The organism is Rhizobium hidalgonense (genome assembly GCF_005862185.2).
Classification (GTDB): Bacteria; Pseudomonadota; Alphaproteobacteria; order Rhizobiales; family Rhizobiaceae; genus Rhizobium; species Rhizobium hidalgonense.
Window position 1 is genome coordinate 324,100 of record NZ_CP054028.1, and the last position, 16,837, is coordinate 340,936.

Below are 16,837 nucleotides of genomic sequence, written 5' to 3' on the forward strand. Positions count from 1 at the left end.
TGTCAATCGCCCGCAAAAGCACCATGGCAGACTCGCAACGAAATTTCTATTGCGCTTCCGAAGAAAATGTAGAACGTTATATGGAGAACGTTCTACAAATCATCGGGAGGCTTTGATGAACTTTCAGCCGGCAGCCATCAGCGGCAATCTCGTTTCGCGCCCCTGGTCCGGAAACATGATCGCGCCGCTGTCGGATGGCGGTCAGGGAACGCCGGCAAGCTTCATCGCCAAAAGCTTCGAACATGATGGCCCCGACCTTCCGGTCGAGCTGTTCATCTCCGCACTCGGCCTTTACCGCTGCTTCATCAACGGCGAGCGTGTCGGCAACGACCTGTTGACGCCGGGCTGGACGAATTACGACGATCGCATCGCCTATCAGCGATACGATGTCTCGAACCTCATCAAGCCGGGCCGGAACCGCATCGAGATCTGGCTGGCCGACGGATGGTACCGGTCGCCCTTGATGTGGGGCGCCCAGGCAATCCCGAACTGCTGGGGCGACAGGATCGGCGCCATCGCCGATCTGATCGGGCCGGGCGGCACCCTTCTTTCCACCGACACCACCTGGCGGAGCGGTCTTCTGCCGATCCTGAAGTCGGGGATCTATTTCGGCGAGGCCTACGATGCTCGCGCGGAAAATCTTGTCGAGACCCATGGCACCGAGAATTTGCCGTTCGACAAGGCGCTGCTCGTCGCCCATGAAACCGCGGCGGTACGCGAATTGCCGCCGCTCGCGCTCGTTGAAAGCTGGACCGACGACGGCAGGACGGTCTACGATTTCGGCCAGAATGCCGGTGGTTATATCAGATATACGGTCCGGGGCGCTGCCGGCGCCGAAGTACGGGTCGAGCATTCGGAAGTGCTCGGCCCCGACCGTCACTTCGACAATCGCAACTATCGCACCGCCGTGGCGCAGACCATCTATACGCTCAGCGGCGACGGCGACGAGACCTACGCCCCGCATTTCACCTTCCAAGGTTTCCGTTATGCCCGGGTGACGATCAAGGGCGATGCCGAAATCATTGCCATTGCCTCCGTGCCGATCTCGTCGGTGCCGGAGCCCGCGGGCGGCTTCACCTCGGGCAACCCGCTCGTCAATCGCCTCGTTGAGAATACTATCTGGTCGCAGCGCGCCAACTTCGTCGAAGTGCCCACGGACTGCCCGCAGCGCGACGAACGGCTGGGCTGGACGGGCGATGCCCAGGTATTTGCCGCAACGGCCTGCTGGCTGAGCGACAGCCAGTCTTTCCTGAGGAAATATCTGCGCGACGTGATGGCCGACCAGCGCGAGGACGGCGCCGTCTCGCATTTTTCGCCGGATCCGACACGCCTGCATCCCGCCAATTTCCCGGGCTTTGCCGGATCGACGGGCTGGGGCGACGCGATCGTCGTCATCCCCTGGGTTCTCTACACTCATTACGGCGATCGCGCCGTTCTGTCAGAGTGCCTGGATTCCATGGTTCGCTGGGTCGATTTCGTCTGGTCGATCTCGGATGGTCCGCTCGTGCGCCCGCCGTCGCGCTGGGGCGATCGCGGCTTTACCTTCGGGGACTGGCTGCAGCCGGTCGGCGATAACCGAAAGCCGCGTCCGACGATTGCCGACGATTGCGCGGCCACACTCTATCACTTCATCTCGACCGAGCTTCTGGCCAAGATCGCAGCCGTTCTCGGCGAGCATAAGATTGAAAATGAGATGAAGCGGCGCGCCGGCGAAATCCGATCGGCCTTCGCCAACGAGTTCATCACGCCGGCTGGACGGCTGGCGCATAACGACCAGACATCCTATGCGCTGGCCTTCCTCCATGACCTGATACCGGCAGAGCATCGGCAAGCCGCCGAGCGGCATTTCCGCCAAGTGATCATCGATGCCGACTACAAGATCGGCACCGGCTTCATCGGCACGCCCGCCCTTCTGCCGGCCCTGACCAAGCTCGGCATGGACGATCTCGCCGAAAAGGTCTTCCTGCAGGAGGATGTGCCAGGCTGGCTCTACCAGGTCTCGAAGGGAGCGACGACGATCTGGGAGCGCTGGGATTCGATGGCGCCCGACGGCACCATCTACGAACCCGACATGAACAGCTACAACCACTATGCTTATGGCGCCGTCTGCCAATGGCTGTTCGAAAGCGTCGCCGGAATTTCGCCGAACCCGGACGCACCCGGCTTTGCCGAGGTGATCGTCGATCCCGCACCGATCTCGTCCCTGTCACCTGTTTCAGCCCATCATGACATCAGCCGGGGGCGCATTGAGGCCGGCTGGCATTGCACCGGCAATCAGGTCACCTATGTGCTGACGCTTCCGGACGGCTGCACCGGCCGCTTCCGGCCCGGGCGGCGGCACCGGAACCCGACACTCAACGGAGAGCCTGTCGGCGAGGAAGCCGTTCTTCCCCCGGGCACACACCGGCTGGTCTTTTCGCTACCCTTTATTTGAGGAGCATACACGTCACATCGTTCAGAGGAGGAACGTCATGACATATCGGATAAAGCGCATTCTCGCCGGCGCATCCGCGCTTCTGGCCTTGGTCGCGGCCAGCCCGTCGCATGCGGAAACCACGCTGTCTTTCCTGATCGACAACAACCCCGACACGGTCGCAGCGGCCGAGGCTCTCGTTGCCGCCTACCAGACCAAGGCGCCCGACGTGACGATCGAAATCGAGCCGCGCGCAGGCGGCGGCGAGGGTGACAACATCATCAAGACGCGCTTGGCAACGGGCGAGATGTCCGATGTGTTCCTCTATAATTCCGGCTCGCTGCTTCAGGCGCTGAAGCCGGCGCAGACGCTCGTCGATCTGAGCGCCCTGCCGGCGCAGGCAAAGGTTGACGACGGCTTCAAGTCGGTCGTCCGCGCCGATGGCAAGCTCTACGGCGTTCCCTTCGGCACGGCGATGGCCGGCGGCATCCTCTATAACAGGAAGATCTATCAGGACCTCGGCCTCACCGTTCCGAAGACATGGGCGGAGTTCATGGCCAACAACGCCAAGATCAAGGCTTCGGGCAAGGTCGCCGTGGCGCAGACCTATCGCGATACCTGGACCTCGCAGCTGTTCGTTCTGGCCGACTATTACAATCTGCATGCCGCCGTGCCGAACTTCGCCGCCGACTATACCGCCAACAAGGCCAAATATGCCGAGACGCCAGCGGCCATGAAAGGCTTCGAACGGCTGAAGGACGTTCACGACGCCGGCCTGATGAACGAAGATTTCGGCGCCGCAAGCTATGATGACGGCTTGAAAATGGTGGCGACCGGCGAGGCCGCGCATTATCCGATGCTGAGCTTCGCCATCGGCGCGATCAAGCAGAATTATCCCGAGAACCTTACAGATGTCGGTTTCTTCGCGCAGCCGAGCGACGATGCGGCGACGAACGGCCTGACGGTGTGGATGCCGCCGGCCCTCTATATTCCACAGACCAGCCAGCACGCCGAGGAAGCGAAGAAGTTCGTGGATTTCGCCGGAAGCGTCGAAGGCTGCAAGATCATGGTGGAAACCAACACCGTGCAGGGGCCTCCGCTGATCGACGGCTGCGATCTGCCCGCCGACGTACCGCCTGCGGTAAAGGACATGCTCCCCTATTTCGAGGCCGAAGGGAAGACGACCCCGGCGCTGGAATTCGTCTCGCCGGTCAAGGGGCCGGCGCTTGAGCAGATCACCGTCGAGGTCGGCTCCGGTATTCGCCAGCCGGCCGAGGCTGCGAAACTCTATGACGACGATGTGCGCAAACAGGCCAAGCAGCTCGGCCTGCCGAACTGGTAGCGGTCTTTCGGGCCAATCACCTCGCTCCTGAAGGAGCGAGGTTCCACCCGATCGAAGAGGTAGTCATGACCGAGACACGCCCCCGCTCGCGCAAATCGCCCTATCCCCTGTGGTTTTTCATTCCCGCCGCCGTCATCTACGGCGTGCTATTTCTGTTTCCGACGGTATCGTCTCTCTGGTACAGCCTCACCCGCTGGGATCTTTCGACGGCTGAATTCATCGGGCTTGAAAACTTTCAGCAGTTCTTTTCCGAACCGTTCCTGGTCAAAGGGCTGGTCAACACGCTGATCTATGCCGTCACGACCTCCGGCCTGAAGACGGTCTGCGGGCTGCTGCTGGCGGTGCTCTTGACCAGCAATATCTTTGCCCGCGGCTTCCTGCGCACCCTGGTCTTCTTTCCCGTCCTGGTCTCGACGATCGGCATCGGCATCACCTTCACGGTGATGATGCATCCGACCAAAGGCATCATCAATGTCACGCTCGAGACGCTCGGCATTCCGGGGCCGGGATGGCTGACAAATCCGGCGCTCGCGCTTTTTTCCGTAGCCCTGGTCGATGTCTGGAAGGGTGTCGGTCTCGCCACCCTGATCTTCATCGCCGGTCTCGCTTCGATCAGCCCCGATTATTACGAGGCGGCGAGAATTGACGGCGCGACGCGCCTCCAGCAATTTTCCCGGATCACCCTGCCGCTCGTGCGTCCCGCCACGGTCATTGTGGTGACTTTGTCGCTGATCGGCGGGCTTCGTTCGTTCGACCTGATATGGGCCATGACCCGCGGCGGACCCGGCTTCTCCTCCGACGTGATTGCCTCGGTCATCTATAAGCAATACCAAGCGGGTTTTTATGGTCTTTCGACCGCCGGCAACGTCATCCTGTTCGCGCTGATTGCCGTGATCATCTTGCCATTCACACTGTGGTTCAATCGGCGCGGGGTCGAAGAATGAGAGGGGCCCGGCCTTATGTGACCGGCGCGATCGCCCTTGCGGTGGCGGCCGTCATCTTCGTCATGCCTTTTGTTTTCGTCGCTCTCCAGGCGGTCAAATCGAAATCGGAAGCGTCCCGCCTCGATTTCGAATTACCCGAGCAATGGCTGTTCTGGGACAATCTCGTCGCCGTCTTCAAAGCGCGCGACTATCAGCTGGCGCTCGCCTATTTCAATTCGACCCTGATTACCGTCATCTCCGTCACGATCCTGATCCTGCTGTCGGCAATGGTCGGATATGTGATGCAGCGCCGCAAGACCGCCTGGAACAAGGTGGCCTTCATTGCCCTTTTCATGGGCCTGATGATGCCGCCGGCAGTCGTGCCCACCATCGGCCTGCTGCAGGATATCGGCCTCTTCAAGACCATGACAGGCATGATCCTGATCCAGGTCGCCTATAATCTCTCCTTTTCGATATTGCTCTACCGGTCGTTCATTTCGACCATACCGCGCGATCTCGATGAGGCGGCGCTGATCGACGGCGCCAAGCCCCGGCAGATCTTCTTCAGGGTGGTGCTGCCACTTTTGAAACCGGTGACCGTCACCAATATCGTCGTGCAATCGATCGCGATCTTCAACGACTTCACCAATCCGCTCTATTACCTTCCCGGCAAGGAGAACGTGACGGTGCAGCTGACGCTCTATAATTTCCAGAGCATGTATTCGAGCCAGTACAATCTGCTCTTCATGAACATCCTTCTCGTGACGATCCCGCCGCTGATCGTCTTCATCTTCTTCAACCGCCAGATCGTTGCGGGCATGACGGCAGGCGGGGTCAAAGGTTAGCAGAATGGCTGAGCTCACTCTCAAACAGGTTCGCAAGAGCTTTGGCGCTCTCGAGGTCATCAAGGGCGTCGATCTGGAGGTTGCCTCCGGCGAGTTCGTCGTTTTCGTCGGTCCGTCCGGCTGCGGAAAGTCGACGCTGCTGCGCATCATCGCCGGACTGGAGGAGACGACGTCGGGCACGCTGACTATCGGCGGTAAGGATGTGACCTATGCCGAACCCTCGGGCCGCGGCATTGCCATGGTCTTCCAGAGCTATGCGCTCTACCCGCATATGACCGTTGCCGAGAATATCGGTTTCGGACTTTCGCTTGCCGGCCGCCCGAAGGCTGAGATCGCCGCCAAGGTGGCGGCGACCGCCGAAACGCTGCAGCTCACCCACCTCCTGCAGAGAAAGCCGAAAGCGCTCTCCGGTGGCCAGCGCCAGCGCGTCGCCATCGGCCGAGCGATTATTCGCAATCCCAAGGTCTTCCTGTTCGACGAGCCGCTTTCCAACCTCGACGCTTCGCTCAGAGCCCAGATGCGTCTTGAGATCGCCGATCTTCACGCGCGACTGAAATCGACGATGATCTATGTCACCCATGACCAGGTCGAGGCGATGACGATGGCCGACAAGATTGTTGTCCTCAACGGCGGAGCGGTCGAGCAGATCGGCAGCCCGATGGAACTCTACCGCAATCCCGCCACCCCCTTCGTCGCCGGCTTCATCGGCAGCCCGAAGATGAACCTCTATGGCGGCGAGATCGCACGGCGATTGAACTGCACGACCTACGGCATCCGCCCGGAACATATCAGGCTCTCGGAAGGCGCCGGCAAGTGGCAGGGCAGGATCCGACATGTGGAACGACTCGGCGCCGACGCGATCCTCTATCTCGATGTCCCCGAACTCGGCGAAATGGTCGTGCGCGCCGATGGCGAGACGCCGTTTGCGCCCGATATGACGGTCTGGGCAAATCCGGTCGAAGGAGCAGAACACCGGTTCTGAGGCGATCAAAGCTCCCGACGAGCCGTCCTGCCGACCAAGGATCCCTACGGTTGTTTATTTGAGAGGGCCGCCAGATCAGCCGATCCTCGCATAAATGCTGCAAATAGGCGTGCAGCCCGAGATTATATGCCTCGGCCTGCTTCTAGGCCATATCGCGCCAGAGCTTGTCTTGCGCGGCATCGGCGCGCGAATAAAATCGATGGGCCACCATCAGGCTTGTCGGCGCCTGTTGCGGCGGATGACGTCTTCGGCCGAACGGCGACAAATTCGCTGTCTTCCGCCCGCATCGCCGGCGCAAGCTCCTTCTGCAGCATCTCCCATGCCTCATCACGGGTCTGCAGGTCGCGGCGAATGAGGGCGCGAATATATTCGCTGGCGTTTTCATAGAGGCCGTCATCGCCGACCTGCTGCTTGATATGATCCTGCAACTGCCCGCTGACCTTCACATGAATGCTACCCGATGCCATCGGCATCTCCTTTTCGCCTCTTCTTATCAGGGGCAGCGTAGCATCAATATTCATCACCGGGACCTTCGCTGACCGAGGGCCATCGCGGTTCAGAACCGATCGGGGCGCAGGGGCGTGAGATCGATGGCCGGGCTCCGTCCCGCGACAAGCTGAGAAACGAGATAGCCGGTCAAAGCGGACAATGTCAGGCCGAGATGGCCGTGGCCGAATGCATAGGTGATGCGAGGCAAGCGACGGGACGCGCCGATCACAGGAAGCGAATCCGGCATGGACGGACGAAAACCCAGCCACTCGTCGCTGCCTTCTCCTGCTCCCGGCAGAAGCTTTTTCACGCCCTCCCGGATCATCGCGGTCCGCTTCGGGTTCAACGGAGCGGCAAGCCCGCCGAGTTCGACTGTTCCGGCCGCGCGCAATCCATCTGCCATCGGCACCATGTAGAAGCCGTGCTCGGGATAGCAGACGGGACGCGACAAGAGATTGCCCGCCTGCGGGAACAGGACGTGATAACCGCGCTCGGTATCGAGCAGAACGCGGTCGCCGACCGATGCCGTCAGCTTGCGGGAACGGGCGCCGGCGGCGACGACGGCGTGATCCGCAAGGATTTGTTTGTCCGCGATCCTGAGGCCGATACCGTCGTTACCCGGCTCGATGGCCGAAACTTCGCCGCGGACGATGTCTCCGCCGCCGGTTACCAGCGCTTGCGCCAGCGCGAAGGCGAGTTGCCTGGGGCTGGAAAACATATAGGCGTCACGGAACAGCACGCCCTTGTGGTAGAGCGGCGCCAGATTGGGCTCGATGCCGCGGATATCGGCCTGGTCCAAGAGGTCCATGGCGACGCCATGGCGTTCACGCAGCCCGTACTCAGCATCGCCCGCCCGGAATTGCGCTTCCGTCTTGTAGAGATAGAGGCAGCCGTCATGCCGCTTTAGCCGTTCGGCGCCTGCCTGCGTCACCAACGGTTGCCAGGCGGCATCGGCGTGAGACAGCAGCACTGCCAGTGTTCCAGCGATCCGCTCGACCTCGGCCTTCGTGCTCGAGGCGAGGAAAGCGCGCAGCCACGGCGCCAGTTGCGGCAGGTATCTCCAGACAATCGCCAGCGGACCGAGCGGATTGAGCAGCATTCCCGGCACGCGCCAGATGACGCCAGGCATCGCGACGGGAACGACGCCGTGCGGCGCAAAGGTGCAGGCATTCCCGTAGGAACAAGCCTGCCGATAAGATGCATCACCCAATGGCGGCGCCGGATCGATGATCGTGACCCGATACCCCATCCTCTGCAGCCAGAGAGCCGAGCAGAGGCCGACCAGTCCCGCGCCGACAACGGCCACATGCCGGCGCTCTGCGTCGGGCAAGGGCTGAAGCTCGGGCAGCGGCTTGTTCATGGCCTAGACCAGGCCCGCCAGAGCACGGGGACGATCGTTCAGCGTCGCGGCGATGATGCGCAGCGCCGTCGCAAGTTCGTCCCGTGACGACGCGCAGCCGACATTGACGCGGACGGCGTGCTCGACCGGCTGACGATCGCAGGCAAAGGCGGTGGCAGCCATGACGGCAACCCCGTGGGCGCGCAGATTGGCGGCAAAATCCTCGCATCGCCACGGCGCCGGCAGCCTCAGCCACAGGAACATGCAGCGCGGATCAGCGGAGAAGGCGTGGCCGGCAAGGATCGTCGCGACGATCGCATGGCGGGCGCGCAGCTCGGCAAGCTGGGCCTTCAGGATCGCATCGGCCGTGCCGTCCTCTAGCCAGCGGGTCGCCAGCAGCAGCGGCAGTGGCGACGGCATCCAGGCGGTGGTGCGGACCGCCTCGGCGGAGAGCAGCGCGCGGCCGGGCGGGCACGTGAGATAACCGACGCGCAGACCCGGCGCCAAGGCCTTGGAGAGCGCCGATATATGGTAGGTCCTGGTCGGAGCGAGCGTGATCAGCGCGCTCGTGCGCGTCCCGAGCATCGGTCCGTAGACATCGTCCTCGATGATGACGAGATCGTGCTTTTCCGCGACTTCGACCAGCTCCCGGCGGCGCGCCTCGCTCATCGTGACGACGGTCGGATTGTGCATCGAGGGGACCGTAAACACGGCACGCACTCTCTCGCGGCTGCAAAGATCGTCAAGCTCCACCGCCGACATGCCCTGATCGTCACTGCCGATGCCGATGATGCGAAAGCGGAACATCTGGGCAAGCGCAATCAGGCCGTAATAGGTCAGCCGATCGCAGACGATGGTGTCGCCGGGCTCTACGAGGCTGCTGATGACAGCCAGCAAAGCGTGCTGGGCGCCGCTGGTCACCACGATATCATCCTCGGACGGATCGAAGCCGTTGAGCGATATCCATTTTCTCGCCGCACGGCGCGCCCAGGCCGGCCCTTCCGGCGGCTGATACTCCTGCATCTGGCGAAAGCGCGGGTCAGACGACAGGTCCGGCAGGGATTGGGCAAGGCGCTGCTGGAAATCGTCGACAGCCGGCCGGTTGACGGTCAAGTCGATGATGCCTGCCGGGCTCGCCGCCCGGTCGACCCGCGGCATGGCGCCGTCGCCGGTGACGATCGTGCCGCGCCGGGTGCTGCCCATGACAAGATTGAGGTTCTGCAATTCCCGGTAGGCGCGCGTGACCGTGGAGACGTTGAGCGAGCGCTCGCGTGCGAGCTCGCGCTGCGGCGGGAGCTGGCTGCCGGGAGGCAAAGCGCCCGAACGGATCCTCGCCTCAAGCTCGCTGGCGAGTTCGAGATAGGCCGGCATGCGCGTTTCCCGCTCCTGGTTTGTCTGGCTCAGTTCCGATCTTTCAGACATACAATTCCTGCAATCCGTATACAATTCCACCGGCCGGACGCAAGGTATTTGGCGGCCGCACTACGATTCAGCTCGATTTCCTGCGACATAACACGCTTTCCTTAGGTTTTCGAGACCTGCGATCGCCGCCATACAAAATTATTTGTGTGGCTTGACAAACAGAAACCGACCGAGACAATATGGCCTTGCATCGAGACAAAGAGGCAGCGACCCGGCCGATGCGAACAGGAGGAATTCATGAGCGAGCGCTTCATTGCTTTCGAAGGCGTGCGAAAATCCTATGACGGCGTCAGCTATGTCGTGCGTGGCCTGGACCTCGACGTCGCCAAGGGCGAGTTTCTGACCCTTCTCGGCCCTTCCGGATCCGGCAAGACCACGACGCTGATGATGCTGGCCGGTTTCGAGGCCCCGAGCAGCGGGACCATCATCCTTGCCGACAACAGGATCGACAGCGTTCCGCCGCATCGCCGCAATATCGGCGTCGTGTTCCAGAATTATGCCCTCTTCCCGCATATGACCGTCGGCGAGAATGTTGCCTTCCCGCTGAAGATGCGCCGGCTCGGCAAGGCTGAGATCACCGAGCGGGTTCGCCGCGCTCTCGACATGGTGCGCATGGCGAGTTTCGAGACCCGGCGGCCCAATCAGCTCTCGGGCGGACAGCAGCAACGCATCGCGCTTGCCCGCGCGCTGGTCTTCGAACCGCAGCTCGTGCTGATGGACGAACCGCTCGGCGCGCTCGACAAGCAGCTTCGCGAACATATGCAGCTCGAGATCAAACACCTGCATGCCCGCCTCGGCATCAACGTCGTCTATGTCACCCACGATCAAAGCGAGGCGCTGACCATGTCGGATCGGGTCGGCGTGTTCAATGACGGCATCCTGCAGCAGATCGCCCCACCGCATGCGCTCTACGAGACGCCGGCAAACCCCTTCGTCGCAACTTTTATCGGCGAGAACAATGCGATATTGGGCGACGTCGTCGCGATCGACAATGCCCTCTGCCGGATTCGCGCGCCCGACGGTTCGGTCATCACAGGCCAGGCCGGAGAAGGATTGAAGGAAGGGGCGCGGGCGACCCTAGTCCTGAGGCCCGAGCGGATCCAGCTGGCGCCTGCCGCCGAGGTTCCGAACCGGTTCACGGCAACGCTCAAGGAAATCATCTACCACGGCGACCACGTCAGACTGCGCGTCTCAGCCTGCGGTTGCGACGACGTCTTCATCAAAGTCGCCGCCGCACAGGATATTCCGGTCCAGTCACTCGGCGCGAATGCCGTCATCGGTTGGGCGCCGGAGGATTGCCGCGCGCTCGCGCTGTCCTGACCGGACCACTCGTTCTTTCGCAAACGCAGCTACAAAAAGGGGAACCACCATGATGCGTTTAAACTGCATGCTTCTCAGCTCCGTCATGGCTCTTGCGATCGCAGGTGCAGCATTTGCCGGAGACACGCTGACCGTCACATCCTGGGGCGGCGCCTATACGAAGAGCCAAGAGGAGGCCTTTTTCAAACCCTTCGCCAAAGAAACCGGCACCAAGATCCTCCAGGACGAATGGGACGGCTCGACCGCCAAGCTGAAGGGCATGGTCGAGACCGGCCAGGTGACCTGGGATGTCGTCGATGTTGAACCCAGCCATGCGCTGCAGGGCTGTGATGAGGGCTGGCTCGAAACCATCGACTATTCCAAGCTCGGCGGCAAGGATGCCTTCATCGACGGCGCCGCGATGGATTGTGCCGTTGCGACGATCGTCTTCGGCACCATCTATGCCTATGACGCCGCCAAGTTCCCGAATGGCGGGCCGACGACGATGGCCGATCTGTTCGATACGGCCAAATTCCCGGGACCGCGCGCCTTGCGCAAGTCGCCGAAGACCACGCTGGAATTCGCGCTGATTGCCGATGGCGTCAAACCCGCCGAGGTCTACAACGTGCTCGGGACGCCGGAGGGCGTCGATCGCGCCTTCAAGAAGCTCGACACGATCAAGAAGGATGTGAAGGTCTGGTGGACGGCAGGCGCCCAGCCGCCGCAGCTTCTCGCCGACCGCGAAGTCGTCATGACCACGGCATGGAACGGCCGCATCTTCGATGCGGTCAAGAACAGCGGTAAGAACTTCAAGATCGTCTGGGACGGCCAGGGAATGGATTTCAATCTCTGGGCCGAGCCGAAGGGCTCGAAGAACAAGGAACTGGCGGACAAATTCGTCGCCTTCACCGTCAATCCCGACGTGATGGCACAGCAGTCGAAATATATCTCCTATGGCCCGACCCTGAAGGCGGCCATCGCCAAGGTTCCGCCGGAAATTCTCGTCGATCTGCCGACCGCACCTGAGAACACGAAGAACGCATTCGTCGTCTCCTCCGAATTCTGGGCCGACCATGATGAGGAGTTGACCGAGCGCTTCAACAAGTGGCTCGCACAGTAACCTCGTCGGGCGGGCGAGTGTCCCCCGGCTTCGCCCGCCCCTTTCTCTACCGCAAAAAGGCATGAGCGATGGCGACTGCGACAGTGAACGAAGGCGACGGCTCGATGATTGCTGCCGGCACGCGGGCGAAAAGCCTCGGCAGCGCGAAAAGCAAGGCGCAACTGAAAGCGCTGATGCTGGTCGCGCCTCTGTTGGTCTTCCTGCTGCTCGTTTTCGTCCTCCCCATTGCCCTGTTGTTGACCCGTGCGGTCGACAACAGGGCAGCTTCCGCCGCCCTGCCCTATACGATGTCGGCACTTTCGGCCTGGGACGATCAATCCCCACCCGACGAAGCTCTGTTTGCCGCCTTTGCCGCCGATCTGAAACAATCGCCGCGCGATCAGATCGCCGAGGTGGCCAAACGTCTCAACTATTACGAGACGGGCATGCGCTCGATGCTCCTGAAAACCGCACGCACGATCCGGGATGCGCAACCGCCCTACAAACCCGCTTTCATTGCCATCGACCCCAAATGGGAGACCCCGCATTACTGGACAATCATCAAGAATGCGTCGCCGCCCTTCACCGATTATTACCTGCTCGCCTCTCTCGACCTGGAGCGCGACGCCTCGGGCGCCATCGGCAGGGTTTCGGCGGAGAATGCCGTTCATGTCGATGTCCTGATCCGCACATTCGTCGTCAGCGCTTCGGTCACGGTGATCTGCCTGTTTCTCGGCTATCCCCTCGCCGCCCTGATCGCCCGGTCGAAAGGCGCAGTTGCCAACACGCTGCTGATCCTGGTGCTTCTGCCGTTCTGGACCTCGCTTCTGGTCCGCACCAGCGCCTGGGTCGTGCTGCTGCAGGGGCGCGGCGTGATCAACTCAGGGCTCATCTGGCTGGGCCTGGTCGATCCCGCCCATCCGCTCGACCTGATCTACAATCGCATCGGCGTGCTGATCGCCATGACCCATATTCTGCTACCCTTCATGATATTACCGATCTACAGCGTCATGAAGAGCATACCGCCGGTCTATCTCAGGGCCGCCTCGTCGCTCGGTGCACCGCCGGTCTCGGCCTTCTTTCGCATATACCTGCCGATGAGCATGCCTGGTGTAAGCGCCGGCGGGCTGCTCGTCTTCATCCTGGCGCTTGGCTACTACATCACCCCGGCACTGGTCGGCGGGCCAGGAGATCAGATGGTGAGCTATTTCATCGCCTATTATTCCAATCAGGTCACGAACTGGGGCATGGCGGCGGCCTTGAGCACGATCCTGCTGGTGGCGGTGCTGATCCTCTATACCGTCTACAATCGCATCGTCGGCATCGACAGGCTGAGGATCGGCTGATGACCAACTTCCTTACTTTACCGCGGCTGTTTTCGATCCTTCTGTGGCTGATGGGCGGCCTGGTGATCCTGTTCCTGATCGCACCAATTGTGGCGATCGTGCCGCTCTCCTTCAATGCCGAGCCGTTCTTCACCTATCCGATGCCTGGCCTGTCGCTGCGCTGGTATCGCGAATTCTTCGATTCCGACGTCTGGCAACTGGCGCTGAAGAACAGCATCATCGTCGCCGTCTGCGCCACTGTCCTGTCGACATTTCTCGGCATGCTTGCCGCCATCGGCCTCAGCCGGCCATCCTGCCCGGCGCGGGCGACGCTGACCGCCATCCTGATTTCGCCGATGATCGTGCCGGTCATCGTTTCGGCGGTCGGCATCTACTATGCCTTCGCCGCCGTCGGACTGCTCAACAGCCTGACCGGGCTGGTGCTGGCGCATACGGCGATCGGAGCCCCCTTCGTGGTGATCACCGTGACGGCCACGCTCGCAAGCTTCGATCACAATCTGATGCGGGCGGCGTCGAGCCTCGGCGCAGCCCCCGTTGAAGCGGCATTGCGCATCATGCTGCCGGTCATCGCCCCCGGGGTAGCCTCCGGCGCGCTCTTCGCCTTCGTCACATCATTCGACGAAGTGGTGATTGCGCTCTTCATCGCCGGCTCCGAGGAGCGCACGCTGCCGCGCCAGATGTGGAGCGGCGTGCGGGAAACGCTGAGCCCGACAATCGCCGCCGTTGCCACCCTCCTCATCCTGTTTTCGACGCTGTTCCTCGCCACGATCCAATGGCTGCAGCGACGCGCCGAACGCCAGAAGATTGCACATAGAGATTAGTTCAGGAGTTCGAGCATGCAGATCGAGCGCTACGAAACCGGGAAGCGGATAAGCCAAGCCGTGACCTATGGCGGCTTCGTCTTCCTCGCAGGCCAGGTCGCCATCGACGCGCCGGGCGCGTCCGTCCGCGAGCAGACGGCCAACATCCTGGCACGGATCACGAAGCTCCTGGAAGGCGCGGGCAGCAATCCGACACGCATCCTCAGCGCGACGATCTGGCTTGCTGACATATCCAGCTTCGAAGAGATGAATGCGGTCTGGGACGCCTGGGTGCCATTGGGCCACGCATCGGCGCGAGCCACGGTCGAAGCAAGGCTCGCCGGGCCGCAATTTTCCGTAGAGATCGGCATTATCGCAGCGGTCGGCAACTGAACCGGCGGGGCTTTGACCGAGGTGCCTGCCGCGCAGGTTCAAATCGAGCGCCTAGAGTACGAGCGTGAAAGGAAGCAGAAACCTTCAACCGCCTCATGATAGTTCTCGCCCGGATGCTTGATAAATGACCGTTAGTTGCAAAGCTGTGACACTCGCTAACAACCCTTGAAAGCGGCTGCGGGCAACTTGCCTTTGCATCATTTAGTCTTTAAGGACGCCCCAATTTGCAAGGCGTAGGGGCTGAACCAACATGTCGCATAACGAGACCACATCCTCGGAGCTTGGCGTGACGACCAGCGATCTCGATCGCTATTTTACATTTCTCCGCCATGTTCTCGTGAATGCCGCCGCATCGCGGCCGGGTGCCGAAAGCCTGGATTATGCAACTGCGGTGAGTGAAGCAATGCAACTCGCCCGTGCAACCCATGACGCCGGCCGGAAGATCATCTTCATCGGCAACGGCGGCAGCGCAGCCATTGCCAGCCATATGGCGACGGACTACGCCAAAAACGGCGGACTTCGCGCCATGGCGATGAACGATGGCGCGACGCTGACGTGCCTCTCGAACGACCTCGGCTATGAGAACGTGTTCGCAAAGCAGATCGAAATGCATGCGAATGAAGGCGATCTCTTGGTTGCGATCAGCAGCTCGGGCCGATCGGAAAGCATTACCAAGGCCGTCCGCACCGCCCGCGAAAAAGGCGGCGCCGTTATCACCTTGAGCGGCTTCGCTCCGGGCAACCCGTTGCGCGCGCTCGGTGATCTGAACTTCTACGTCGCTTCCGATCAATATGGCTATGTGGAGATTGCCCATCTCGCGATCTGCCACGCCATATTGGATTTCTCCTGCGGACTTGTCCCGCCGGCCCTCTCCTAACGAGCCATTTCACGCGCATGAATTCTCCCCGTATTCACGATCCGGAATTGATTCTCCTTACGCCCGACGATGACGTCGCCAACCCTGAAGTGACGATCCTCGTCCCCTCTCTCAACGAGGAATTGACGATTGGAACCTTCGTCGACTGGTGCCGTGAGGGCATTGCGGCAAGCGGTGCGGCGGTAGAGATCCTGATTGTCGACAGTTCGACCGATCGTACGCCCGAAATCGCGCGCGACAGGGGGGCCCGTGTGTTGCGGACACCGAAGCGCGGTTTGGGCAGAGCTTACATCGATGCCATTCCCTTCGTGCGCGGCAAATTTATCATCATGGGTGATGCGGACTGCACCTATGACTTTCGGCAGATTGCACCGTTCATCGAGGCATTTCGGAAGGGCGCCGACTTCGTGATGGGCTCGCGTTTTAAGGGCTCGATCGAAGACAATGCGATGCCGCCGCTACATCGCTATTTCGGAACGCCGCTGACGACGTGGATCCTCAATCGGATGTTCAGCAGCCGCTTTTCCGACATCCATTGCGGCATGCGGGGCATCAGCGTCGATGCCCTGCTTCGCATGGATCTTCGGTCGCAAGGCTGGGAATATGCGTCGGAAATGGTGCTGAAATCAGTGCATATGGAGCTTCCGACCGCGGAGGTGCCGATCCACTTCCTGAAGGATCCCGAAGGGCGGCTGAGCCATATGAAGCGGCGGGGCTGGATGGAGCCGTGGCGCGCAGGCTGGCGCAATCTTCAGGCGATGTTCGTCTACGGGTTCGATTTCTTTCTCATCTGGCCGGGCTTTCTGCTCCTGGCCCTCGGTTTGATCACCATGCTGCCGTTGCTTGCCGGGCCTATGTCCATCGCCGGTATACGGTTCTCGACCAATGCCATGCTGTTTGCCATGGCCCTGGCCGTTCTCGGCCAATCAATGCTGGTTTCGGCGGCCATCGGTCGCGTGATTTTCGACTATTCGGGACGTGTGCAACATCGTTTCGAGCGCCTCCTGCCTTACAATGCAACGATCTGGGGGTCCGTCGTCGCCGTTCTGGCTGGCGTCCTGTTGGCGGTTCCGCTGTTCGACTCCTATGTCGGGAATGGATATGTGCTGCCTGAGATCGGCGTCGAAACGAACTGGGCCGTCTTCGGGCTCTGGCTGATCATCACGGCATTTCAGATCTTTATATCGGGGCTGATGATAAGAGCACTCGGGGTCATGCTGCCGATCAAAAAGCCTGCACCTCCTGTCGCGGGATAGGAGCCACGAAAG

General features: G+C 61.3%; 14 protein-coding genes and 1 pseudogene. 12 read left to right on the forward strand and 3 right to left on the reverse strand.

The genetic code is table 11. The features are described from left to right. Positions 1–115 precede the first annotated feature (115 nt). The 5 genes from FFM81_RS22805 (at position 116) to FFM81_RS22825 (ending at position 6,505) form a co-directional block, all read left to right on the forward strand. Positions 116–2,434 carry an alpha-L-rhamnosidase gene (locus tag FFM81_RS22805; RefSeq protein ID WP_138384536.1) on the forward strand — a complete coding sequence of 773 codons (2,319 nt, stop codon included), beginning with the start codon at positions 116–118 and terminating at the stop codon, positions 2,432–2,434. A 37-nt stretch (positions 2,435–2,471) separates the two neighbouring features. Beyond that, entirely contained in the window at positions 2,472–3,755 is a 1,284-nt protein-coding gene (locus FFM81_RS22810; protein ID WP_138384535.1) for an ABC transporter substrate-binding protein, read from the forward strand. Between the two features lie 65 nt (positions 3,756–3,820). Further along, positions 3,821–4,699, forward strand: a complete 879-nt coding sequence (locus FFM81_RS22815; RefSeq protein ID WP_138384534.1) for a carbohydrate ABC transporter permease — start codon at positions 3,821–3,823, stop codon at positions 4,697–4,699. Then, the gene (locus FFM81_RS22820; RefSeq protein ID WP_138384533.1) at positions 4,696–5,523 is read left to right on the forward strand and encodes a carbohydrate ABC transporter permease; all 828 of its coding nucleotides are present in this window, start codon (positions 4,696–4,698) and stop codon (positions 5,521–5,523) included. Before FFM81_RS22815 ends, FFM81_RS22820 begins: the two co-directional genes overlap by 4 nt. A gap of 4 nt (positions 5,524–5,527) precedes the next feature. After that, on the forward strand, positions 5,528–6,505 hold the full coding sequence (locus tag FFM81_RS22825; protein WP_025417803.1) for an ABC transporter ATP-binding protein: 978 nt from the start codon (positions 5,528–5,530) through the stop codon (positions 6,503–6,505). A 210-nt stretch (positions 6,506–6,715) separates the two neighbouring features. Here FFM81_RS22825 and FFM81_RS22830 read toward each other — a convergent pair. The 3 genes and pseudogenes from FFM81_RS22830 to FFM81_RS22840 all read right to left on the reverse strand — a co-directional run bounded on the left by FFM81_RS22830 (position 6,716) and on the right by FFM81_RS22840 (position 9,755). Further along, positions 6,716–6,972 (reverse strand): annotated as a pseudogene (locus tag FFM81_RS22830) (ribbon-helix-helix domain-containing protein). An 89-nt stretch (positions 6,973–7,061) separates the two neighbouring features. Next, positions 7,062–8,354, reverse strand: coding sequence for an NAD(P)/FAD-dependent oxidoreductase (locus FFM81_RS22835; RefSeq protein WP_138384532.1), 1,293 nt, complete (start codon positions 8,352–8,354; stop codon positions 7,062–7,064). A gap of 3 nt (positions 8,355–8,357) precedes the next feature. Next, positions 8,358–9,755 (reverse strand): aminotransferase-like domain-containing protein, encoded by a 1,398-nt coding sequence (locus FFM81_RS22840; RefSeq protein ID WP_138384531.1) that lies wholly within the window; start codon positions 9,753–9,755, stop codon positions 8,358–8,360. A 237-nt stretch (positions 9,756–9,992) separates the two neighbouring features. Here FFM81_RS22840 and FFM81_RS22845 point away from each other — a divergent pair, with 237 nt between their 5' ends. From FFM81_RS22845 to FFM81_RS22875, 7 genes are all read left to right on the forward strand, one after another. Then, complete coding sequence (locus tag FFM81_RS22845; protein WP_138384530.1) at positions 9,993–11,075, forward strand: ABC transporter ATP-binding protein; 1,083 nt, start codon at positions 9,993–9,995, stop codon at positions 11,073–11,075. 49 nt (positions 11,076–11,124) lie between these two features. Continuing rightward, on the forward strand, positions 11,125–12,174 hold the full coding sequence (locus tag FFM81_RS22850; protein ID WP_138384529.1) for an ABC transporter substrate-binding protein: 1,050 nt from the start codon (positions 11,125–11,127) through the stop codon (positions 12,172–12,174). Between the two features lie 68 nt (positions 12,175–12,242). Next, positions 12,243–13,499: an ABC transporter permease gene (locus FFM81_RS22855; RefSeq protein WP_138384528.1), complete on the forward strand. Its 1,257-nt coding sequence runs from the start codon at positions 12,243–12,245 to the stop codon at positions 13,497–13,499. After that, positions 13,499–14,320, forward strand: coding sequence for an ABC transporter permease (locus FFM81_RS22860; RefSeq protein WP_138384527.1), 822 nt, complete (start codon positions 13,499–13,501; stop codon positions 14,318–14,320). Before FFM81_RS22855 ends, FFM81_RS22860 begins: the two co-directional genes overlap by 1 nt. A 15-nt stretch (positions 14,321–14,335) precedes the next feature. Then, on the forward strand, positions 14,336–14,692 hold the full coding sequence (locus FFM81_RS22865; protein ID WP_138384526.1) for a RidA family protein: 357 nt from the start codon (positions 14,336–14,338) through the stop codon (positions 14,690–14,692). 250 nt (positions 14,693–14,942) lie between these two features. Beyond that, complete coding sequence (locus FFM81_RS22870) at positions 14,943–15,569, forward strand: SIS domain-containing protein (RefSeq protein ID WP_128397970.1); 627 nt, start codon at positions 14,943–14,945, stop codon at positions 15,567–15,569. Positions 15,570–15,586: 17 nt separating this feature from the next. Next, the gene (locus tag FFM81_RS22875) at positions 15,587–16,825 is read left to right on the forward strand and encodes a glycosyltransferase family 2 protein (RefSeq protein WP_128397971.1); all 1,239 of its coding nucleotides are present in this window, start codon (positions 15,587–15,589) and stop codon (positions 16,823–16,825) included. Positions 16,826–16,837 lie beyond the last annotated feature (12 nt).